The sequence below is a fragment of the Streptomyces sp. NBC_00539 genome, from assembly GCF_036346105.1.
Lineage (GTDB): Bacteria > Actinomycetota > Actinomycetes > Streptomycetales > Streptomycetaceae > Streptomyces.
On the sequence record NZ_CP107811.1, the window covers coordinates 4831066 to 4850985 of the forward strand.

Below are 19920 nucleotides of genomic sequence, written 5' to 3' on the forward strand. Positions count from 1 at the left end.
ACCGGGCCGCACCCAACCTCCCGACAGGCCATAACCGGACACACCGCTCAGGATGGAGATGTTGTCCTGCCCGAGGCCCAGACATTTACGGAGGAGCCGATGGCACAGGAAGTGACCACATCGGCGGTGGACCCCCGTCCACGCTCGGAGCACACCTCCCGTGAGGCGCTCGTCGCCATCGGCGCGCTGCTGCTCGGACTGCTCATTGCGGCACTCGACCAGACCATCGTCTCCACCGCGCTGCCCACGATCGTCAGCGACCTCGGCGGCATGGAACACCTGTCCTGGGTCGTCACCGCCTACATCCTCGCCTCCACGGCCGCGACACCGCTGTGGGGCAAGCTGGGTGACCAGTACGGACGCAAGAAGCTGTTCCAGGCCGCCATCGTCATCTTCCTCATCGGTTCGGCACTGTGCGGGCTGGCACAGAACATGCCGCAGCTCATCGGGTACCGCGCCCTGCAGGGTCTGGGCGGCGGCGGCCTGATCGTGCTGTCCATGGCGATCGTCGGAGACCTCGTCCCGCCCCGCGAACGCGGCAAGTACCAGGGCCTCTTCGGTGCGGTCTTCGGCGCCACCAGCGTCCTCGGCCCTCTGCTGGGCGGCCTGTTCGTGGACCACCTGTCCTGGCGCTGGGTCTTCTACATCAACCTCCCCATCGGTCTCGTCGCCCTCCTCGTCATCGCGGCCGCCCTGCACATTCCGGGGCGCCCCTCGAAACACACCATCGACTACCTCGGCACGTTCCTCATCGCCTCCGTCGCCACCTGCCTCGTGCTCGTCGCCTCCCTGGGCGGCACCACCTGGCCCTGGGGGTCGGCGCAGGTCATCAGCCTCGTCGTGCTGGCCGCCGTGCTGCTCGTCGCCTTCATCGCCGTCGAACGGCGGGCCGCGGAACCCGTCCTGCCGCTGAGCCTGTTCAAGATCCGCACCTTCACCCTCTGCTCGGTGATCAGCTTCGTCATCGGGTTCGCGATGTTCGGCGCGATGGTCTACCTGCCCACCTTCCTCCAGGTGGTCCGGGGCGTCTCACCGACGATGTCCGGTGTCCACATGCTGCCGATGGTCCTCGGCCTGTTGATCTCCTCCACCGGCTCCGGTCAGATCGTCAGCCGGACCGGCCGCTGGAAGGTCTTCCCGATCGTCGGCACCGCCGTCACCGCGGTCGGCCTGCTGCTCCTGCACCAGTTGCAGCGCACCAGTTCCGATCTGGTCATGAGCGTCTACTTCTTCGTCTTCGGCGCCGGTCTGGGCCTGGTCATGCAGGTGCTGGTCCTCGTGGTGCAAAACGCAGTCCGCTACGAGGACCTGGGCGTCGCCACTTCGGGCGCGACCTTCTTCCGTTCCATCGGCGCCTCCTTCGGCGTCGCCATCTTCGGCACGATCTTCAACAACCGTCTGGGTGACGAGCTGTCCGCCGCCCTCGCCGGGGTGCCGTTGCCTCCCGGGGTGAGCGTCAACGGTCTGGAGGCAGACCCGCGGGCAGTCGCGATGCTGCCGCCTGCTCTTCGGCCGCCCGTGCTCGACGCCTACGCGTCCTCCATCACCGACGTGTTCCTCTACGCCGTGCCGCTGGTCCTCGTCGCTTTCGTCGTCGCCTGGTTCCTCAAGGAGGACAAGCTGCGCGGCTCGGTCACCGCACCCGACGGGAGCGAGACCCTGGCCACCAACCCCGTCCAGCGTTCCTCCCGGGACGAGGTGGCCCGGGCGCTGTCGGTGCTCGGCACCCGTGAGGGCCGCCGCCACGTCTACGAGAAGATCACCGAGAAGGCCGGCTTCGATCTGCTGCCCGCCGCCAGCTGGATGCTGCTGCGGATCAACAAGTACGGATCGGCGGAGCCGGCGGTGCTGGCGGAACGCACCACCGTGCCGCTCAAGACCATCACGGATGCCGCCCGCCAGGTCGAGGAGCGCGGGCTCGCCGTCCGCGACGGGCTGCCGTTGATCCTGACCGACCGCGGCCGCGAGGTCGCGGCCCGGCTGGCCCGGGCGAGGGAGGAGTCGCTCGCCCAGCTGCTCGGTGATTGGTGGGGTCCTGAGCGGCCGACCGACCTGGCCGACCTGCTCAAGGAGCTCAACGACGAGCTGTGCGGATCCGACGCCGAGGAGCCCTACGACACCTTCTCGCGCCGCGACCACTCCAGCCACTGACCCGCGGGGTCGGCAGGGCGAGCCGCAGCTGTGGACGCCGTCAGCTGCGCACGTCCGTCAGCTGCCCACGCCCTCAACTGCGCCGAAGTACGGCCAGGTCCCGGCGTCGCTCACGCCCCTTCGGGGACGTCCGTCGCGGATATCGGCTTCTCGAACCAGTGCTCCGCATACGGGCCGGTGTTGTAGGCGGGTATCTCCACATACCCCTGCCGCGCGTACAGGCGCCGCGCCTCCACGAGATCGGACCGCGTGTCCAGGCGGACCCGCTCGGCGCCCAGTTCCCGGCCCGCGTCCTCAAGAGCCCTCAGCAGGGCCGCCCCGCCGCCGGTGCCGCGGGCGCGCGGGTCGACGTACACCCTCGTGAGTTCGGCGGTGGTCGCATCGAGGAGGCGTATGCCGCCGCAGGACATCGGACGGCCGTCGTACCGGCCGACCACGAAACGGCCCGTCGGCGGAGCGAGCCCGTCGGCCGGGTCGTCGCGCAGCCCCTGGTCGATCTCGTCCTCGGTGACGGACCTGCGCCAGTACCGGCCGGCGACTTCGGCGTAGTACGCGCGGCGCAGGGCGGTGGCGTCGGTGGTGGTGAACGGTTCGGGGGCGACCTGCCAGGTGCCCGTTGCGGTGATCTGCTCGCCGGCCTGTGCGTTGCTTTGTTCCGTGTGCTGTTCCGTGCTCTGTTCGCTGGTCATGGCGTCATTCTGGGGCGGTCGGCGGATGGCTGCGCTGGAATATCCACAGGGGCGGCCCGATGATGTGAAAAGGGGTAAATCACTGAGGTCGGAATGCCGGCCAGAGTTCGATCAGAGGATGTGGGCGCCATGTCCGAACACCCTGACGCCGCCTTGGTCCGCCGTGGCTACGAGGCCTTCAACAGCGGCGACTTGGAGACGCTCGGCTCCCTCATGACGGCCGACGTCATCCACCACGTACCCGGCGACAACATGCTCTCCGGGCACCACAAGGGCCGCCAAGCCGTCCTGGACCTCTACCGCGCCTTCGGCGAGGAGACCGGCGGCACCATGCGGGTCGAGCTGCTGTCGGTGCTCGTGGACGGACGCGGCCACGCCATGGCCTTTTACAACACCCGCGCCGACCGCGCCGACCGCGGGATCGAGATCCACCAGGGCCTCTTCTTCACCATCGTCGGCGGCAAGATCAGCGACATCGACCAGTGCACCCAGGACATCGACGAGGAGAACACCTTCTGGGGCTGAGGGCCGGGCAAGAACCGCAAGGAGACGGCGGCCGCCCGCCAAGAACAACGGACAGCCGCCGCGCGCCAAGAACAACGGACGGCGGCCGCCGACCGGCCCCGGCCCCCAGCCCCTGGGGCCCGGGCCTCAGCCCTGGGGCTTGGGCGCCGCCTGCTGCACGACCTCGAACGACCACACCGACGAACCCGACGCGGCCGGCTTCGGCCGCTCACCGCCACCCGCACCACCGCCACCCTGGTGCGCCGCCTTCATCGGGCCCTCCATCCACGCCTGGAAGTCCTCCTCGGAACGCCACCGCGTGTACACGAGGTACTGGTCCGTGCCCTCCACCGGACGCAGCAGCTCGAACCACTCGAACCCGTCCGAACCCTCCACGGCCCCCGCCCGCGAGGCGAACCGCTGCTCCAGCACCTCCCGCTGCTCGGCGGGCACGGTCAGCGCGTTGATCTTCACGATGCTCATGCCCGCCATCCTAGGGATCCCGCGCGGGATATCGTCGTCCCCAGGTAATCAAGTGGTGCATGAAGCGCGGCAGCCAGGCGAAGTCAGGGTTGCGGTCAACAGGGCGGGAGGCCGGCGAGGCGTGGCTAACGCGGCGGAGCACAGGGGTGGACCCGGACATGCCGGGGTCATAGGCGATGGCGGAAGGCTCGGGGCGGCGCGCCTCCTGCTGTGGGCGCTGGCGGCGGTACTCGCCGTCAGACAGGCCGCCGTCGTACTGCGCGTCCCACCGGGGCAGTGGCTCAGCGCCTTCCACCTCCCGGGCAGCCTGCCCGGCTCGCTCTACGACAGCGGTTCCGGCCAGTTCACCGGCACACCCTTCGCCGGCCTGGTCCTCAAGCCGTTCGTCGGGTTCGCCGCGCCCTCGCTGGAGGTGGCGTGGACCTGCGTCACGCTCCTGTTCGTCGCCGCGATCGGGCTGGTGGCCGCCCGGGCGCTGCCCGACCCGGTGCCGCGCCGCACCGCGCTGCTGGCCGCGCCCGTGCTGGTCGCGCTGATGATGGTGTCGCTGCCCGTCCGCGAGGCCGCCTCGCCCGGGCAGACCGCCGTACTCCCCGTCCTGCTGGTGCTGCTCGCCGTCTTCCGGGTGCCCGCCGAGCGGCCGGCCGGGTTCCTCGTCGGCCTCGCCGCCGCGCTGCAGCCCGGGCTGCTGCTCTTCGCGCCGCTGCTGTGGCTGACCGGGCGCCGCGCCGGGGCCAGGGCCGCCGCCGTGACCTTCGCCGGTGCCACCGCGCTGTCCTGGGCGTCGCTGCCGCGCGACTCGTGGACGTACTGGGTGCACAACGTCGCCGGCACCGGCCTCGGCGGAGCCCCCGACAGCCTCGCCAACCAGTCCCTGCACGGCGCCCTGCTGCGGATCGGCCTGAGCGGCCCGGGCGAGATCGTCCTCTACGTCGCCCTGGCCGCCGCAGTCGTCTGGACCGGCCTGCGCCGCGCGGCCCGCTACGCCCGCGACGGGCAACTGCTGCTCGCCGCCGCGATCACCGGCTGCGTGGCCGTCGCCGTCTCCCCGGCCGGCTGGCGCCACCAGCTGCTGTGGGTCCTGCTCGCGGTCGCCGGGAAGGTGGGCAGGCGCGCCGCCGACCGCACCGTGTGGCCGGTGGCCGTGGTCCTGGCCATGACCCTGTCCGCGGACGTGCTGCTGCCGAACCTGGCCGCGCTGGCCCCCGTACGCGACAACGTGCTGCTCCTGACGGCGCTGGCCGCGGCCTGCGCCGTACCGTTCCTGCCCCGCTCGTCCCCGTACTGGCGCGAGCCCGTACCCACGGCCTACGGGCGGCCGGCCGCCGCCCGCTGGTCACGCGTGCCGCTGATGCCGTTCTGGCGACGCGTACTGTCGCGCCCCAACCTGTTGCTGGAGCTGCTGCTGATACGGGTGGGGTACTCGCTCTACTCGCACATCCGGGCCGCCGCACCCACCAGCCGCAGCCTCGCCGAGAGCAACGGCAGGCTCATCCACGGCATGGAGAAGGCGCTCGGCCTCGACATCGAGCACGCTGTGAACCACGCGGTGGTCAACGCGCCCCCGGTGAAGGCGTTCTTCAACTTCTACTACACCTCCTTCCACTTCGTGGTCCCGCTGACCATCCTGGCCGTCCTGTACTGGCGCCGCCCCGGTGACTACCGCTGGGCGCGGGCCTCGCTGGGCCTGGCCACGGTCCTCGCGCTCGTCGGTTTTTGGCTGTTCCCGCTCGCGCCGCCGCGCCTGATGCCCGACCTCGGGTTCGTCGACACGGTGCACGGGGTGCAGGACCTGGCGCACCCCCAGTACGGGGCGATGACCGCCATCTCCAACCAGTACGCGGCGATGCCCTCGCTGCACTTCGGCTGGTCGCTGTGGTGCGGGATCGTCATCATCGTGCTGGCGCCCAAGACCTGGCAGAAGCTGCTGGGGGCGCTGCACCCGCTGATCACGGTGTGCGCGATCGTCGCCACCGCCAACCACTGGGTGCTCGACGCGGTCGGCGGCGCCCTCGTCGTCGCCGCCGGGTTCGGGCTGGTCTACGTGCTCTCCGGGCCGCGCGGCGCGCTCGCGCCGGCCGACGTCAGCCTCAGCATGCCGCGCCCGCGCACGCCGGAGCGGATGGGCAGCGCCAACCCGTCCGGGGAGCGCACCAGCGCCTGACCCGCACACGGGCGCAGCGCAGGGCGCGTACATGCGGCCCGCGCAGGGCGTGCACATGCGGCCCGTGCAGGCGCGCGCGGCCCCAGGCGTTCCCCACGCGGCCCCCGCGCAGGCCGAAGGGGTGCCGGAGCACGGCATCGAGCCCGCTCCGGCACCCCTTAGATGGATCGCCGCGTCCGTCCAGGATGGGGCCGCAGCACCGCCCCCGCCACCCGGGACACCGCTCGACGTCCTACGCCTGCCCGTCCGCGGGCAGCTGCGCCACCACGAGTGCGATCGCGGCCTCGGCGGTGTCGGTCTCGCCGACGACCTGCTCCCCACGCGGGCCGCGCACCCGGAACCGGCCGTCGGGCAGCGGTTCGGCCGCCGGCACGTCGACGTTGAACGGCGGGCTCGTACGGGAGCTGAACCACAGGGTCCACTGCTTCGTGAACGGGTACAGCCGGCGCAGCCGCGGTTCGGCGGAGGCCGCCGCCAGCAGCGCCAGAACGCCCTGGCTCAGCGTCTTGGACTCGGCCCGGTCCCGCACCAGCCGCCACGTCAAGGGCATGCGCTGCCAGCGGGCTTCCACCGCGTCGGTGGCCCCGCGTTCCTCCTGAAGGTTCATCCGCGAAGTGTGCTGCCCCGACGCCGCAAGGACAACGGTTTCGCAGGTCACGAACCGGTAGACCAGCGGACGGCAGGGGCCGGGGCGTGGGCGGGAGCGGCCCCTGCCGCCCTGGATCACGGGTCAGCCGCGGCCGTGGCTGACCCGGAGCTCCTTGATCCCGTTGAGCCAGGCCGCGCGCAGCCGCCGCGGGCCGTCCCCGGCGAGGCGCAGGTCGGGCAGGGAATCGGCGAGCGCGTTGAAGATCAGGTCGATCTCCATCACGGCCAGGGACTTGCCGAGGCAGAAGTGCGGCCCGCCGCCACCGAACCCGAGGTGGGGGTTGGGGTCGCGGGTGATGTCGAAGACGTCCGGGTCCTCGAACACCTCGGGGTCGTGGTTGGCGGAGGAGTAGAACAGCCCCACCCGGTCGCCCGCCTTGATCTTCTGCCCGCCGAGCTCGGTGTCCTGGGTGGCGGTGCGCTGGAAGGACACCACCGGCGTGGCCCAGCGCACGATCTCCTCCGCCGTCGTCGACGGGCGCCTGTCCTTGTACAGCTCCCACTGCTCGAGGTGGGTGAGGAAGGCGTGCATGCCGTGGCTGATGGCGTTGCGGGTGGTCTCGTTGCCGGCGACCGCCAGCAGCAGCACGAAGAAGCCGAACTCGTCGGAGCCCAGGTTGCCCTGGCCCTCGGCGGCCACCAGCTGCGTCACGATGTCCTTGGCCGGGCACTCCTTGCGCGCAGCGGACAGGTTCATGGCGTAACCGATGAGTTCCATCGCCGCATCGGCGCCGACCTCCTCGGTGATCGCGTACTCCGGGTCGTCGTAGGCGATCATCTTGTTCGACCAGTCGAAGATGCGCGCGCGGTCCTCCTGCGGCACGCCGATCAGCTCGGCGATGGCCTGGAGGGGGAGTTCGCAGGCGACCTGGGTGACGAAGTCGAAGCTGCCGTCGGCAGAGGCGGACAGCGCCTCTTCGACGATCTTCCGCGCGCGGTCGCGCAGTGCCTGCTCCAGTCCGCGGATCGCCCGGGGGGTGAAGCCGCGCTGCACGATCTGGCGCACGCGCGTGTGTTCCGGCGGGTCCATGTTCAGCATGATGAGGCGCTGGGCATCAATGGCATCACGCCGGATGTGCTCGTTGAAGCGGATGATCGCCGTGTTGAGGGTGGAGGAGAACAGCTCCGGGTGCGTGGAGACGTACTTGACGTCCGCGTGCCGGGTGACGGCCCAGTACCCCTCGTCGTCGAAGCCGGTCACGCCCCGCCGCTGGGCGCACCACCACACGGGCGCCGTCCGCCGCAGCTGCGCGAACTCCGGGAAGGGGACGCGGGCGTGGAGGAGGTCGGGGTCGGTGGCGTCGAAGCCTTCGGGCAGCGCGGGACACGACATCGGGCGACTCCAAGGTCTGACAGCCCATCAGAAGATGGCTCGAAGGTAGTAACGAGTTCTAGAAGTGACAAGGGCCGCGGCGTCGGCTGTTGCGTGTGGAATCCGTGTAAGCCGCGTGCAAGACCCTTGCGTGCCGGGCCTGCGGGTCATAAGACTGCGCAGAGAAGTAGAACGCGTACTAGTTCAGGCGGGGCGCCGGGACGGCCCGCCGCGCCGGCACCGTGCAGGAGAGGACGAGCTCATGGCCGCGGAACCCGTCATCGTCGAAGCCGTACGCACCCCCATCGGAAAGCGCGGGGGCTCGCTCGCCAACCTCCACCCCGCCTACCTGCTCGGCGAGACGTACCGCGAACTGCTCGCCCGGACCGGAATCCAGCCCGACTGCGTCGAACAGATCGTCGGCGGCACCGTCACCCACGCCGGCGAGCAGTCGATGAACCCGGCCCGCAACGCCTGGCTGGCCATGGGCCTGCCCTACGAGACCGCCGCCACCACCGTCGACTGCCAGTGCGGCAGCTCACAGCAGGCCAACCACATGGTCGCCAACATGATCTCCGGCGGGGTCATGGACATCGGCATCGCGTGCGGCGTCGAGGCCATGAGCCGCGTCCCGCTCGGCTCGGGCTCCAAGCACGGCCCCGGCAAGCCCTTCCCGGACGAGTGGAACGTCGACCTCCCCAACCAGTTCGAGGCCGCCGAGCGGATCGCCCGCCGCCGGGGCCTGACCCGCGAGGACGTCGACCGGCTCGGCCTGCTGTCCCAGGAGCGGGCCGCGGCCGCCTGGGCCGAGGAGCGCTTCAAGCGCGAGACCTTCGCCGTGCAGGTGCCGACCACCGAGGCGGAGCAGGCGGCCGGCCAGGGCATGTGGCGACTGGTCGACCGGGACGAGGGGCTGCGGGACACCTCCATGGAGGCGCTGGCCCGGCTCAAGCCGGTCATGCCGACCGCCGTGCACACCGCCGGGAACTCCTCCCAGATCTCCGACGGCGCCGCGGCCGTGATGTGGGCCTCGCGCAAGATGGCCCGCGCCCTCAAGCTCAAGCCGCGGGCCAGGATCGTCGCCCAGACGCTGGTCGGTGCGGATCCGCACTACCACCTGGACGGGCCGATCGACGCGACGCGGGCCGTGCTCGGCAAGGCCGGGATGTCCCTGAGGGACATCGACCTCGTCGAGATCAACGAGGCGTTCGCCTCGGTCGTCCTCAGCTGGGCGCAGGTCTTCGACCAGGACCTGGAGAAGGTCAACGTCAACGGGGGCGGCATCGCGATCGGGCACCCCGTCGGCGCGACCGGCGCCCGGCTGATCACCACCGCGCTGCACGAGCTGGAACGGCGGGACAAGGAGTTCGCGCTGATCACGATGTGCGCGGGCGGCGCGCTGGCGACCGGGACGATCATCCAGCGGCTGTGACGGCGGTCGCCGAGGGGCGTACCGCCACTGAACCCATTGGGATGGGGAAAGCCGAAGGCCCCGGTGGCCGGCCTGGGGAGGCCGGCCACCGGGGCCTTCGCACACGCACCACTCAGGTGCGTCGTGCGGCGTCCGCTGCCACTGGCGGCTTAGTACCAGTGGTGCGACTGCCAGAAGTTCCAGGCGCCCACGGGGCTGCCGTAGCGGGAGTTCATGTAGTCCAGGCCCCACTTGATCTGGGTGGCCGGGTTCGTCTTCCAGTCGGAGCCCGCGGAAGCCATCTTCGAGGCCGGCAGGGCCTGGACCAGGCCGTACGCGCCGGAAGAGGCGTTCGTGGCGGTGTGGTTCCAGCCACTCTCGCGGGACACGATCTGGTTGAAGGCCGCGAACTGCGCCGGGTCCTTGATCATCTGGCGCGCGATGGCCTTGGCGTCCATCGGGGCCGCCTGGGCGGGAACCGTGGCGAGCATGGAGCCGGCGACGCCCAGGGCGAGGACGGAGCCCGCGAGGGTCTTCTTGGTGGCGGCGATGCGGCGGATGACGGCGTTGGACACGGAGGGAACCTTCCGAAGGGGACAAGGGCGGTCGCTGCATGCCGAAGACATGCGTGAGCCACTCACGCAAAGGAGAGGGGTTCGTCAGGCGGGGGGTGGGAACCCCTGCCGCCGTGGCGACATCACCCAGTTAGCCAGGTCCGGGCAGCCCTGGCAACGACCCCTGTTACTAGGCACTTTCATAGCGGGCCCCCTGTGACCCGGGTGCGCTCCGGCAGGGGTCCGCGCAGGTCAGGGCGGGTTTTGCGGGGGTCGAACGGGGGCCCGGGAGGCTACTAAAGAGCGCCGTATGTGACGTGGGTCCTGTGGGCCGCCTCACCCCGAAAGGGCCCGGATCTCACGCTGTGTGACCGGGCGTGCAACGAAATAGGGTGTGGTCGGGGCCACTTTCAACGCATATCGAAGCAAATCGGGGCATCGAACGCTGCTTTCCGCGTCGCCCGGCGGAGCGCTTTCAGCAGGGTCGTGCCGAGCGCGAGCGTCAGTACGACGGTCAGGGCGGCCCGGCCGAGGTCCCAGCCGACCGAGGTGGCGAGGCAGTACGCGAGGAAACGGGCCAGGTTCGCCGGCACCGGGTCGCCCGGGTGGAAGGAGATGCCCTGGCCCATGCCCTGGAGCAGCACCCAGCCCTGCAGGTTCATGACCGTGCCGTAGGCGAACGAGCCCACGCACCCGTACGCCGCGAGCATCCACACCTCGGCCCGCCCCCGGATCCGGCCGGGCCCCGGAAGCAGCCCGGCGCCCAGCGAGAACCAGCCCAGCGCCAGCATCTGGAACGGCATCCACGGCCCCACACCGCCCGTGAGCAGCGCGGACGCGAACATCGTCACGGAGCCGAGGACGAAACCGAAACCGGGACCCAGGACGCGGCCGCTGAGCACCATCAGGAAGAACATGGGCTCCAGGCCGGCCGTACCGGCGCCCAGCGGTCGCAGCGCGGCGCCCACCGCGGCCAGCACGCCCAGCATGGCGACGGCCTTGGAGTCCATCCCCTGGTCGGCGATCGTGGCGACGACCACCGCAACCAGCAGCGGCAGGAGCGCCGCGAAGAGCCAGGGGGCGTCCTGGGAGTGGGAGAGGCCGGAGCGGCCGTCGGCGAGCAGGGGCCAGCCGAAGGCGGCGATGCCGATGAGGGTGACGAGGGTCAGCGCGGCGGCGGCGCGGGGCCCGAGGGGCAGGGGGCGGGCGGCGGTCATGAGGGGCGGCCCTCCGGGGCCGTGGAGGCCTTTGCCGAAGGCTCCGGCGGCGGGGACAGGGCGGCGGCGACCTGGGACACCGTGAGCCAGTGGCCGGGCGCCAGGACCTTGGCCACCTGCGGGGCGAAGGCGGGGGAGGAGACGACCACCTCGGCGGTCGGGCCGTCGGCGACGACCTCCCCGCCGGCCAGGACCACCACGCGGTGGGCCAGCTCGGCGGCGAGCTCGACGTCATGGGTGGCCAGGATGATGGCGCGGCCGTCGGCGGCCAGGGCGCGCAGGAGCTCGACCAGTCGCGCCTTGGCGGCGTAGTCGAGGCCGCGGGTCGGCTCGTCGAGCAGCAGCAGGGCCGGTTCGCCGGTCAGGACCAAGGCGAGGGCCAGGACCAGGCGCTGGCCCTCGGACAGGTCGCGGGGGTGGGTGTCGTCGGCGACGCCGGGGAGGAGGGAGGTGACGAGGGCGCGGCAGGTGCCGGGGGCGGCGCCCGCGTCCGAGTCGGCGGCGGCGCACTCGGCGGCGACGGTGTCGGCGTACAGGAGGTCACGGGGGTCCTGCGGGACGAGCGCGACACGGCGGATCATCTGCGGGGGTGGCGTGCGGTGGGGGGTGAGGCCGCCGACGAGCACCTCGCCGGTGGTGGGGGCGAGGGTGCCGGCGAGGGCGGCGAGGAGGGTGGACTTGCCGGCGCCGTTGCGGCCCATGAGGGCGATGGTTTCGCCGGGGGTGACGGTGAGGGTGATGTCGTGGAGGACCTCGGCGCGGGCGCGGCGCAGGGTGAGGTGGGTGACCCGGGCCGGTTGCTCCGCCGGTTGCTCCGCCGGTTGCTCCGCGGGTTTCGTGGCGGGGTCGCGTCGGCGGAGGCGGGCCCAGAGGGAGGTGTGCGGCGCCGTCGCGCGAGCGGCCCCGGCTGCGCCGGGCTGTGCGGGGCTCCGCCCCGCGCCCCGCGCCTCAAACGCCGGCGGGGCTGGAAAACCGGCCTCGCGCGCCGGCGGGGCTGGAAAACCGGCTTCGCGCGCCGGCGGGGTGGGAGAACCGGCCTCGCGCGCCGGCGGGGCTGGAAAACCGGCCTCGCGCGCCGGCGGGGTGGGAGAACCGGCTTCGGGCGCCGGCGGGGTGGGAGAACCGGCTTCGGGTGTCGGCGGGGTGGGGGAACCGGTGTCGCGCGCCGGCGGGGCCGGGTGGGGGTGGGTCGGAAGCTGCGCCCCGGGCATCGGCGGGGTGGGAGAACCGGCCTCGGGCGTCCGCGGGGCCGGAAAACCGGTCACGAGGGCCGGGTGAAGCGTAGGTGCGGCCGGGGTAGGGGGCGGTGCCGCTGCGAGGCGGGCTTTGAGGGGGGCGGCGAGGCGGCGGGCGTCGCGGACGGAGAGCGGGAGCGGGGACCAGCCCGCGAGACGGCCGAGGGAGACGACCGGGGGGTGGACCGGGGAGACCGCCATGATCTCGGCCGGGCTGCCGAGGACGGGGGCCGCGCCCGGTGCGGCGAGGAGCAGCACGCGGTCGGCGTACTGCACCACCCGCTCCAGGCGGTGCTCCGCCATCAGCACCGTCGTGCCGAGGTCGTGCACCAGGCGCTGCAGGACCGCCAGCACCTCCTCCGCCGCCCCCGGGTCCAGCGCGGACGTCGGCTCGTCCAGCACCAGCACGCGCGGGTGCGGGGTGAGCACCGACCCGATCGCGACCCGCTGCCGCTGACCGCCCGACAGGGTGGCCAAGGGCCGGTCCCGCAGCTCGTTCAGGCCCAGCAGGTCCAGCGTCTCCTCCACCCGACGCCGCATCACCGCAGGTGGCAGCCCCAGCGACTCCATCCCGTAGGCCAGCTCGTCCTCCACCACGTCCGTCACGAAGTGGGCCGCCGGGTCCTGCCCGACCGTGCCCACCACGTCCGCGAGCTCCCGCGGCCGGTGCGTGCGCGTGTCCCGTCCCGCAACGGTGACCCGCCCCCGCAGCCGGCCGCCCGTGAAGTGCGGGACCAACCCGCAGACGGCACCCAGCAGCGTCGACTTGCCGACTCCCGACGGGCCGACCAGCAACGTCAGCTCGCCCTCCGGCACGGTGAAGTCCGCGTCCCGCAGCGCGGGGGCGCGGGCGCCCTCGTAGGTGACCGAGACCTGCTCGAACCGGATCACAGCGACGACGCCTCCTTCGGCGGTACGGGTGCCACGAGGGCGGGGAGCAGCCCGATGAGGATCGCCGCCGCGGGCCACAGCGGCAGCGCCGGGGCGACCAGCGGCACCACCCCCGGGCGCAGGCCCTGCGGGTCCGCCGCCCCGGCGTAGGCGAGCAGGGCCGCCACCGCCGCGCCCGACCCGGCGACCAGCCAGGCCCGGCCGCCCCACCGGTCGGGCCGGTACCGGGTGCGGACGCTGCGCCGGCCGCCCAGGCGCAGTCCGGCCAGGGCCAGGGCGAGGCCCATCAGGAGGACGGGCAGGCCGAACACGGCGCCCTCCGCCGCGAGCAGCCCGTACGTTCCGGCGCACATGCCGAGGAGTCCGCCGAGGGTGAGCGCGCTGGTGGTGCGGCGCACGGCGGGCGGGACCTGCGCGGTGCGGCCGTACCCCCGCGCGTCCATGGAGGCGGCCACCGCCACCGAGCGCTCCAGGGCGCCCTCCAGTACCGGCAGGCCGATCTGCAGGACGGCCTTCACCCCGCCGGTGGGGCGCCCGCGCAGCCGGCGGGCGGTGCGCAGGCGGGCCACGTCGGCCACCATGTTGGGCGCGAAGGTCATCGCGACGACCACGGCCACGCCCGCCTCGTACAGGGCGGCGGGCAGCGACTTGAGCAGCCGGGCCGGGTTCGCGAGCGCGTTCGCGGCGCCGACGCACACCAGCAGGGTGGCGAGCTTCGCGCCGTCGTAAAAGGCGAAGACCAGCTGCTCGGCGCTGACGCGACCGCCGAGACGGATGCCCTGCGCCCATGCGGGCAGGGCGACCTCCGGGAGGGTCACGAGGGTGTGCGCGCCGGGGACGGGCGAGCCGAGCAGGGTGGAGAAGACCAGGCGCAGGCCGATGACGACGAGCCCGAGCCGCAGGAACGCGCCGTAGGAGCGCGCCCAGGGCGCGGCGGTGCGGCGGGCGGCGACGACGTAACCGGCGACGGCGACGATCAGCCCGAGCAGGAGCGGGTTGGTGGTGCGCGAGGCGGCGGTCGCGAGCCCGAGCGCCCACACCCACCAGGCCCCTGCGTGCAGGGCGTTGCCCCGACGTGCCTCGGGAGCCCTGCCCAAGCCCCTTGCGTCGTACGCCGGCACGCGCGACCCCTCACCGGCCCCGCCCGGACCGTCCCCGGCCGGGGCCAGGTGGCCGGGTGCGGCGCCGTGCGGGGTGTCCGTGCGCGGGGCCCGCGGGAGCGGCGTCATCGGGAGCGGCGGCGGGACTGCCAGACGCCGGCCGCCGCGAGGGCGGCTACCGCCGCGGTACCCGCGAGCAGGCCCGCCGAGGGACCGCCGTCACCGCCCGGGGCGGCCTTCGGCTCCTGCCGCGCGCCCTCCGCGAGCGGCTCCCCGCAGCCCTGCCCCGGGTAGCCGGAGATCGCGCACAGCAGCGCCGCGCTGTTGTAGCGCAGCGGCTTCGCCACCGAAGCCAGCGCCTCGGCGGTCATGGCGTCCGGGGCCACCTGCGCGCAGGCGGTGCGCGGTCCGGCCTGCGGCGGGGTCTCACCGGAGGGCGAGTCCTGCGGGAGCCCGAAGTCGATGACCAGGGCCACCCGCTTCTTGCCCTCCACCGCCGGGGTGCCCGCGCAGACCGCCGCGAAGTCGGCGTCGGCCCGCGGCCGGGACGCCCGGTCCCCGGCGTCCTTGCTCACCGCGAAGCGGAAGCCCTCGACGGTTCCGTCCGCCGGACGGGCCGCCGTCCCCTGGGTGGCGTACGTCCAGGGGCCCTTCGCGCCGCCGTCCCAGAACGACCAGTAGCGGTAGCTCGACGCCAGCGCCGGGGACGCGGCCAGGAGGGTGAGGAGGACGCCGAGGGCGGCGGCGAAAACGGGCAGCCGGCGCATCAGACCTGGTTCTTCTTCCGGCGGCCGCTCAGCAGGAAGCCGATGCCGACGCCCGCCGCGGCGCCCGCGCCGATCATCCAGCCGATGTTGCCGGAGCCGTCCTCGTCCTTGTCACGTGCGGGCATGGCGCCCGTCGCCGGCGTCTGCGGGGCCGGGCCCGTCGCGTTCAGCGCCGCGATCAGGTCGGTGCCGCCGAAGGCCCGCGGGTCGGTGCCCGTCGCGTGTGCGGTGAGGACCAGGGTGCCCAGCGCCGCCGGGTTGCCCTTGGCCCACTGCGCCGAGTTGCCCTTGAGCCACTCCAGCGCGCCCGCCGCCGACTGCTTGTGGCCGGCCGCGGCCAGGGCGATGACGGCGTCGGCGGTGTTGCCGGTGTCGGGGGTGGGCTGGTCGGCGCCCGGGGTGGCGGCCGTCAAGTGGCCGTCCTTCTTGAGGGCTTCGGCCAGGTACCCGGCCGCGCCCTCGGCGGCGGCCGCGGGGTCGGGTGCGCCCGCCGGGCAGGCCGGGGCGGCCGCGGGGGTGTCCGTGGAGGCCGGGGCGACGACGGCGCCCTTGCCGAGGCCGGCCAGGGTCGCGGCGGCCGTCGCGTCGGCGTTGGCGGGGAGCTTGCCGTCGGTCGGCTGGTACCCGAAGGCACCCCGGTCGGAGGCCGGTTCGGCGTCGCAGCCCAGCCGGAAGGAAAGCAGGCCGTCGTACGCGGACTTGCCCGCCTTCGACGTGACGTCGGCCGGCTTCTCGCCCGCCACGGCCAGCGCGCTGATGACGACGGAGGTGGAACTCGCCTCGCTCGGGGAGCCCGGGACGTACGCCCAGCCGCCGTCCTCGTTCTGGACGGACTTGAGCCAGTCCACGCCCTTCTTGACCTGGGCGTCGTGGCCGCCGAGCGCCTTGAGTGCCTGCACGGCCACCGCGGTGGCGTTGGTGTCCAGCGGCGTCGCCGGGTCGCACGCCTTCGTCGCGTCCGCGCGGAAGGAGGCGAAGCCGCCGTCGGCGCACTGCTGGCCGCTGAGCCAGGCGATGGCCTGCGGGGCGGGGCGCAGACCGACCGTGTGCTGGGCGAGCAGGGCGAACGACTGGCGCCAGACACCGTCGTAGGTGGGGTCGGCCTGGCCGAACAGACCGGAGGGGATCACCGGCGCCGGGGAGGGGGAGGGGGCGGCGAGTGCGGCGGGAGCGGCGCCCAGGCAGAGCACGGCGGAGGCGGCGAGCGCGGCTGCGCTGCGGCGGACGTTCATGGCGGGGCGGGTGCCTCTCGTGCTGGGGGAGCGGGGGCAGGCACACGCGGGTACCGGGCTCCGGCTCCGTATTCCTCGACGGTGCCGGCCGCCGGGGGCCCGGCGGCACGAGCCGCGCACTCCCGGCGGGGCATCCCGGCTTCCCGCCCCCGGCGGCGCCGGTGCGGGTCACGGTTGCGGGTCAGCGCCGGATTCGCACCGGCTTGCCCCCGTACGGAAGTGTGGACGACGGCCTTACTGTACCGGCCCGGGTCCGGCCCCCCGGGGGCCGCCTGCCCGGGGTGCAACTGAGGAGCGCCCCTTACCCGGCGCCGGGGCCCGGGGCGGCGCACCGCCCGGGTGCCGCGCCCTGGGCGGCACACACCGGCCGGTACGTCACACCGCCCGGTACGTCACCGGGTCCGTGCCCGGCACCGCTTCCGCCCTGCCCTGTTTCACCAGCCGCCGCAGGTGCGCTTCGGCTTCGGAGACCGCGATGTTCCGGGACCCGTACGGGATCTGCTCCCAGGGCCGGTTCCACTGCATCCGCTCGGCGAGCCCCCACGGGGTCAGCGGCTCGGCGAGCAGCTCCCGGAGCCCGTCCAGCCGTTCCTCGTGGTGTGCCAGCAGCTCCCGCACCCGGGCCGGGGCGTCGGTGAAGGGGTGCTGGTGGGCGGGGAGCACCTCGGCCGGGCGGAGGCGGCCGACGCGTTCGAGGGAGTCGAGGTAGTCCCCGAGCGGATCGGTGACCCGCTCGTCCTGCGGGTTCTCGTACAGCCCGATGTGCGGGGAGATGCCGGGCAGGAGGTGGTCCCCGGAGAAGAGGCGGCCGTTGCCGGGGAGGTCCGCCGGGTGGGCCTCCTCCAGGTGCAGGCAGACGTGGCCGGGGGTGTGGCCGGGGGTCCAGATCGCGCGCAGCCTCCGCCCGGCGAGGGGCAGCAGCTCGCCGGGGACGATCTCCCGGTCGGGGACGGCGGCCCGCAGCCCGGGCAGGGTCCGCATCCGGCCGCTCGCCCGGGCCGCCCGCAGCGGGGCGATGTGCTCCTCGGGGGCGCCGGCGGTGACCAGCTTCTCGCTCATGTAGTCGAACCAGACGCCCGGTTCGGCGGACCGGGTCCGTACGACGACTTCGGTGTCGGCGGCGTGCATCGCGATCCAGGCGCCCGACGCCTCCCGGACCCGCCCCGACAGGCCGTGGTGGTCGGGGTGGTGGTGGGTGATGACCACGCCGTGGAGGCCGGTGACGGGGATGCCGAACGCGGCGAGGCCGGCCACCAGGGTGTCCCAGGAGTCGGGGTCGTCCCAGCCGGTGTCGATCAGGACGGGCCCGCGGTCGGTGTCGAGGACGTGGACGAGCGTGTGCCCGAGCGGGTTGTCGGGGATGGGGACCTTGATGCTCCGCACGCCTCCGCCGTGGTCGGTGACCTGAGGTGGGGCGAGGGGCGTCATGCGGACTCCAGGGGACGAGAACGTGGAACGGGTGCGGAACGGGAGCACGGAACGAGAACGTGTTGCATTGGTCGCCCCAGTCCACCATCCGGGTACGGGTTCTGACTAGTCGTCGGATCCGCGCCCCGGCTGTTGCGTGCGCGCCGTGGACTCCTGCAACTAGAACTGGTATCAGTTCTGGGACGCCCAGCCCGCTGGTAGCCGCAGGAGGCCTTGCCATGACCGAGCTCGTGGAACACGGACAGCTGTTCATCGGCGGGCAGTGGACGGATCCGCTGGGCGACGCCACCATCTCCGTCGTCTCACCCCACACCGAACAGGTCATCGGCAGCGTCCCGCACGCGAGCGCGGCGGACGTGGACCGCGCCGTCGCCGCCGCCCGCAAGGCCTTCGACGAGGGGCCCTGGCCCCGGATGACCCTGGAGGAGCGGATAGCCGTCGTCTCCCGGATCAAGGACGCCATCGCCGTCCGGCACGAGGAGATCGCGCGCTCGATCAGCTCCCAGAACGGGTCCCCGTACTCCTGGAGCGTCCTCGCCCAGGCGCTGGGCCCGATGATGGTCTACGACGCCGCGATCACCGTCGCGCGCGACTACCGGTACGAGGAACACCGCCAGGGCGTGCTCGGGCCGATCCTGGTGCGGCGCGAGCCGGTGGGGGTCGTCGCCGCCGTCATCCCGTGGAACGTCCCGCAGTTCGTGGCCGCCGCCAAGCTGGCGCCCGCGCTGCTCACCGGCTCGGCGGTGATCCTCAAGCCCTCGCCGGAGTCGCCGCTCGACTCCTACATCCTGGCCGACATCGCGCGGGAGGCCGGCCTGCCGGAGGGCGTGCTGTCGATCCTGCCCGCCGACCGGGAGGTCAGCGAGTACCTCGTCGGGCACCCCGGCGTGGACAAGGTCGCCTTCACCGGTTCGGTGGCGGCCGGCAGGCGCGTCATGGAGGTCGCCGCGCGCAACCTGACCCGGGTCACCCTCGAACTCGGCGGCAAGTCCGCCGCCGTGATCCTTCCGGACGCCGACCTGGAGTCCACCATCGCCGGGATCGTCCCGGCCGCCTGGATGAACAACGGGCAGGCCTGCGTGGCCCAGACCCGGGTCCTCGCGCCGCGCAGCCGCTACGGGGAGGTGGCCGAGGCCCTCGCCGCCGCCGCGGCCGCGCTGGTCGTCGGAGACCCGCTGGACCCGGCGACGCAGCTCGGGCCGCTCGTGGCGCAGCGGCAGCAGCAGCGCTCGCTGGACTACATCCGGATCGGGCAGGAGGAAGGCGCCAAGGTCCTCACCGGCGGCGGCCGCCCGGCGGGCCTGGAGCGGGGCTGGTACGTCGAACCCACCCTCTTCGGGGACGTCGACAACTCGATGCGGATCGCCCAGGAGGAGATCTTCGGCCCGGTGGTGTGCCTGATCCCCTACGGGGACGAGGCCGAGGCGGTACGGGTCGCCAACGACTCGGAGTTCGGCCTCAGCGGCAGCGTCTGGACCGGCGACGTGGAACACGGCCTCGACTTCGCCCGCGCCGTCCGCACCGGCACCTTCAACGTGAACACCTTCAGCCTGGACATGCTGGGGCCGTTCGGCGGCTACAAGAACAGCGGCGTGGGCCGGGAGTTCGGGCCCGAGGGGCTGAGCGAGTACCTGGAGCACAAGATGATCCACCTTCCGGCGGGGTACCAGGCCCCGGGGACCGGTGCCTGATGGGTGACCGCTGGCAGGTGGAGGTCGACCGCGGGGTGTGCATCGGCTCGGGCATGTGCGTGAACCACGCCCCGGCGGGCTTCACCCTCGACTCGGCACGCCAGTCCCACCCCCGCGAGCCGGAAACCGACGCGAACGAGCTGCTCCTGACGGCGGCCGAAGGCTGCCCGGTGGAGGCCATCACGATCACGCTGCTGACCACGGGGGAGGCGGTGTTCCCGCCGGAGGAGTAGGGGCGGGGCTTCGGGGGGCGGGGTTTCGGGGGGCGGGGTGTCGGCCGGGGTGCTCGGCCCGCTGGGCGGGGCCGGGGGGCGGGGTGTCGGCCGGGGTGCTCGGCCCGCTGGGCGGGGGTTGCGGGGGCGGGGTTTCGGCCGGGGTGCTCGGCCTGCCGGGCGGGGTTGCGGGGGCGGGGTGTACACCGGACGGGATCAGAGAGGGCATGG

General features: G+C 73.2%; 17 protein-coding genes. 6 read left to right on the forward strand and 11 right to left on the reverse strand.

Annotated elements, in window-relative coordinates; genetic code table 11:
- The first annotated feature begins 99 nt into the window (after window positions 1–99).
- Window positions 100–2151 (forward strand): MFS transporter, encoded by a 2052-nt coding sequence (locus tag OG861_RS21675; RefSeq protein WP_329194914.1) that lies wholly within the window; start codon window positions 100–102, stop codon window positions 2149–2151.
- A gap of 110 nt (window positions 2152–2261) precedes the next feature.
- Here OG861_RS21675 and OG861_RS21680 read toward each other — a convergent pair whose 3' ends face one another.
- Complete coding sequence (locus OG861_RS21680) at window positions 2262–2840, reverse strand: GNAT family N-acetyltransferase (protein WP_329194912.1); 579 nt, start codon at window positions 2838–2840, stop codon at window positions 2262–2264.
- Between the two features lie 129 nt (window positions 2841–2969).
- Here OG861_RS21680 and OG861_RS21685 point away from each other — a divergent pair, with 129 nt between their 5' ends.
- Window positions 2970–3365, forward strand: coding sequence for a nuclear transport factor 2 family protein (locus OG861_RS21685; RefSeq protein WP_329194910.1), 396 nt, complete (start codon window positions 2970–2972; stop codon window positions 3363–3365).
- A 126-nt stretch (window positions 3366–3491) separates the two neighbouring features.
- Here the strand turns inward: OG861_RS21685 and OG861_RS21690 are convergent, their stop codons facing one another.
- Window positions 3492–3827, reverse strand: a complete 336-nt coding sequence (locus tag OG861_RS21690) for an antibiotic biosynthesis monooxygenase family protein (RefSeq protein WP_329194907.1) — start codon at window positions 3825–3827, stop codon at window positions 3492–3494.
- A gap of 121 nt (window positions 3828–3948) precedes the next feature.
- Here OG861_RS21690 and OG861_RS21695 point away from each other — a divergent pair, with 121 nt between their 5' ends.
- Entirely contained in the window at window positions 3949–5991 is a 2043-nt protein-coding gene (locus tag OG861_RS21695) for a bifunctional glycosyltransferase 87/phosphatase PAP2 family protein (protein WP_330261842.1), read from the forward strand.
- A 232-nt stretch (window positions 5992–6223) separates the two neighbouring features.
- Here the strand turns inward: OG861_RS21695 and OG861_RS21700 are convergent, their stop codons facing one another.
- Window positions 6224–6598 carry a DUF6193 family natural product biosynthesis protein gene (locus OG861_RS21700; protein ID WP_329194903.1) on the reverse strand — a complete coding sequence of 125 codons (375 nt, stop codon included), beginning with the start codon at window positions 6596–6598 and terminating at the stop codon, window positions 6224–6226.
- Window positions 6599–6721: 123 nt separating this feature from the next.
- Entirely contained in the window at window positions 6722–7972 is a 1251-nt protein-coding gene (locus OG861_RS21705; protein ID WP_329194901.1) for a cytochrome P450, read from the reverse strand.
- A gap of 241 nt (window positions 7973–8213) precedes the next feature.
- Here OG861_RS21705 and OG861_RS21710 point away from each other — a divergent pair, with 241 nt between their 5' ends.
- Window positions 8214–9383: a steroid 3-ketoacyl-CoA thiolase gene (locus OG861_RS21710; RefSeq protein WP_329194899.1), complete on the forward strand. Its 1170-nt coding sequence runs from the start codon at window positions 8214–8216 to the stop codon at window positions 9381–9383.
- A 149-nt stretch (window positions 9384–9532) separates the two neighbouring features.
- Here the strand turns inward: OG861_RS21710 and OG861_RS21715 are convergent, their stop codons facing one another.
- The 7 genes from OG861_RS21715 to OG861_RS21745 all read right to left on the reverse strand — a co-directional run bounded on the left by OG861_RS21715 (window position 9533) and on the right by OG861_RS21745 (window position 17786).
- A complete protein-coding gene (locus OG861_RS21715) occupies window positions 9533–9988 on the reverse strand; it encodes a transglycosylase SLT domain-containing protein (protein ID WP_329194897.1) in 456 nt (151 codons plus the stop codon).
- Window positions 9989–10326: 338 nt separating this feature from the next.
- Window positions 10327–11133, reverse strand: coding sequence for an ECF transporter S component (locus tag OG861_RS21720; RefSeq protein ID WP_329194895.1), 807 nt, complete (start codon window positions 11131–11133; stop codon window positions 10327–10329).
- Window positions 11130–13259 (reverse strand): ABC transporter ATP-binding protein, encoded by a 2130-nt coding sequence (locus tag OG861_RS21725; RefSeq protein ID WP_329194893.1) that lies wholly within the window; start codon window positions 13257–13259, stop codon window positions 11130–11132. Before OG861_RS21725 ends, OG861_RS21720 begins: the two co-directional genes overlap by 4 nt.
- Window positions 13256–14356 (reverse strand): energy-coupling factor transporter transmembrane protein EcfT, encoded by a 1101-nt coding sequence (locus tag OG861_RS21730; RefSeq protein WP_329194891.1) that lies wholly within the window; start codon window positions 14354–14356, stop codon window positions 13256–13258. Before OG861_RS21730 ends, OG861_RS21725 begins: the two co-directional genes overlap by 4 nt.
- A gap of 128 nt (window positions 14357–14484) precedes the next feature.
- On the reverse strand, window positions 14485–15126 hold the full coding sequence (locus OG861_RS21735) for an SCO2322 family protein (RefSeq protein WP_330261843.1): 642 nt from the start codon (window positions 15124–15126) through the stop codon (window positions 14485–14487).
- Window positions 15126–16358, reverse strand: coding sequence for a prenyltransferase/squalene oxidase repeat-containing protein (locus tag OG861_RS21740; protein WP_329194887.1), 1233 nt, complete (start codon window positions 16356–16358; stop codon window positions 15126–15128). The genes OG861_RS21735 and OG861_RS21740 overlap by 1 nt, the downstream gene beginning before the upstream one ends.
- A gap of 375 nt (window positions 16359–16733) precedes the next feature.
- A complete protein-coding gene (locus tag OG861_RS21745; protein WP_329194886.1) occupies window positions 16734–17786 on the reverse strand; it encodes an MBL fold metallo-hydrolase in 1053 nt (350 codons plus the stop codon).
- Window positions 17787–18004: 218 nt separating this feature from the next.
- Between OG861_RS21745 and OG861_RS21750 the strand changes: the two genes are divergently transcribed.
- Window positions 18005–19477, forward strand: coding sequence for an aldehyde dehydrogenase (locus OG861_RS21750; RefSeq protein ID WP_329194885.1), 1473 nt, complete (start codon window positions 18005–18007; stop codon window positions 19475–19477).
- A complete protein-coding gene (locus OG861_RS21755; RefSeq protein WP_329194883.1) occupies window positions 19477–19710 on the forward strand; it encodes a ferredoxin in 234 nt (77 codons plus the stop codon). Before OG861_RS21750 ends, OG861_RS21755 begins: the two co-directional genes overlap by 1 nt.
- Window positions 19711–19920 lie beyond the last annotated feature (210 nt).

What these genes read in the sequence shown, in the direction of transcription:
- OG861_RS21675 (WP_329194914.1), top strand. Translation starts at nt 100, where the DNA reads ATGGCACAGGAAGTGACCACATCGGCGGTGGACCCCCGTCCACGCTCG.
- OG861_RS21680 (WP_329194912.1), bottom strand. Translation starts at nt 2,840, where the DNA reads ATGACCAGCGAACAGAGCACGGAACAGCACACGGAACAAAGCAACGCA.
- OG861_RS21685 (WP_329194910.1), top strand. Translation starts at nt 2,970, where the DNA reads ATGTCCGAACACCCTGACGCCGCCTTGGTCCGCCGTGGCTACGAGGCC.
- OG861_RS21690 (WP_329194907.1), bottom strand. Translation starts at nt 3,827, where the DNA reads ATGAGCATCGTGAAGATCAACGCGCTGACCGTGCCCGCCGAGCAGCGG.
- OG861_RS21700 (WP_329194903.1), bottom strand. Translation starts at nt 6,598, where the DNA reads ATGAACCTTCAGGAGGAACGCGGGGCCACCGACGCGGTGGAAGCCCGC.
- OG861_RS21705 (WP_329194901.1), bottom strand. Translation starts at nt 7,972, where the DNA reads ATGTCGTGTCCCGCGCTGCCCGAAGGCTTCGACGCCACCGACCCCGAC.
- OG861_RS21710 (WP_329194899.1), top strand. Translation starts at nt 8,214, where the DNA reads ATGGCCGCGGAACCCGTCATCGTCGAAGCCGTACGCACCCCCATCGGA.
- OG861_RS21715 (WP_329194897.1), bottom strand. Translation starts at nt 9,988, where the DNA reads ATGTCTTCGGCATGCAGCGACCGCCCTTGTCCCCTTCGGAAGGTTCCC.
- OG861_RS21720 (WP_329194895.1), bottom strand. Translation starts at nt 11,133, where the DNA reads ATGACCGCCGCCCGCCCCCTGCCCCTCGGGCCCCGCGCCGCCGCCGCG.
- OG861_RS21735 (WP_330261843.1), bottom strand. Translation starts at nt 15,126, where the DNA reads ATGCGCCGGCTGCCCGTTTTCGCCGCCGCCCTCGGCGTCCTCCTCACC.
- OG861_RS21740 (WP_329194887.1), bottom strand. Translation starts at nt 16,358, where the DNA reads ATGAACGTCCGCCGCAGCGCAGCCGCGCTCGCCGCCTCCGCCGTGCTC.
- OG861_RS21745 (WP_329194886.1), bottom strand. Translation starts at nt 17,786, where the DNA reads ATGACGCCCCTCGCCCCACCTCAGGTCACCGACCACGGCGGAGGCGTG.
- OG861_RS21750 (WP_329194885.1), top strand. Translation starts at nt 18,005, where the DNA reads ATGACCGAGCTCGTGGAACACGGACAGCTGTTCATCGGCGGGCAGTGG.
- OG861_RS21755 (WP_329194883.1), top strand. Translation starts at nt 19,477, where the DNA reads ATGGGTGACCGCTGGCAGGTGGAGGTCGACCGCGGGGTGTGCATCGGC.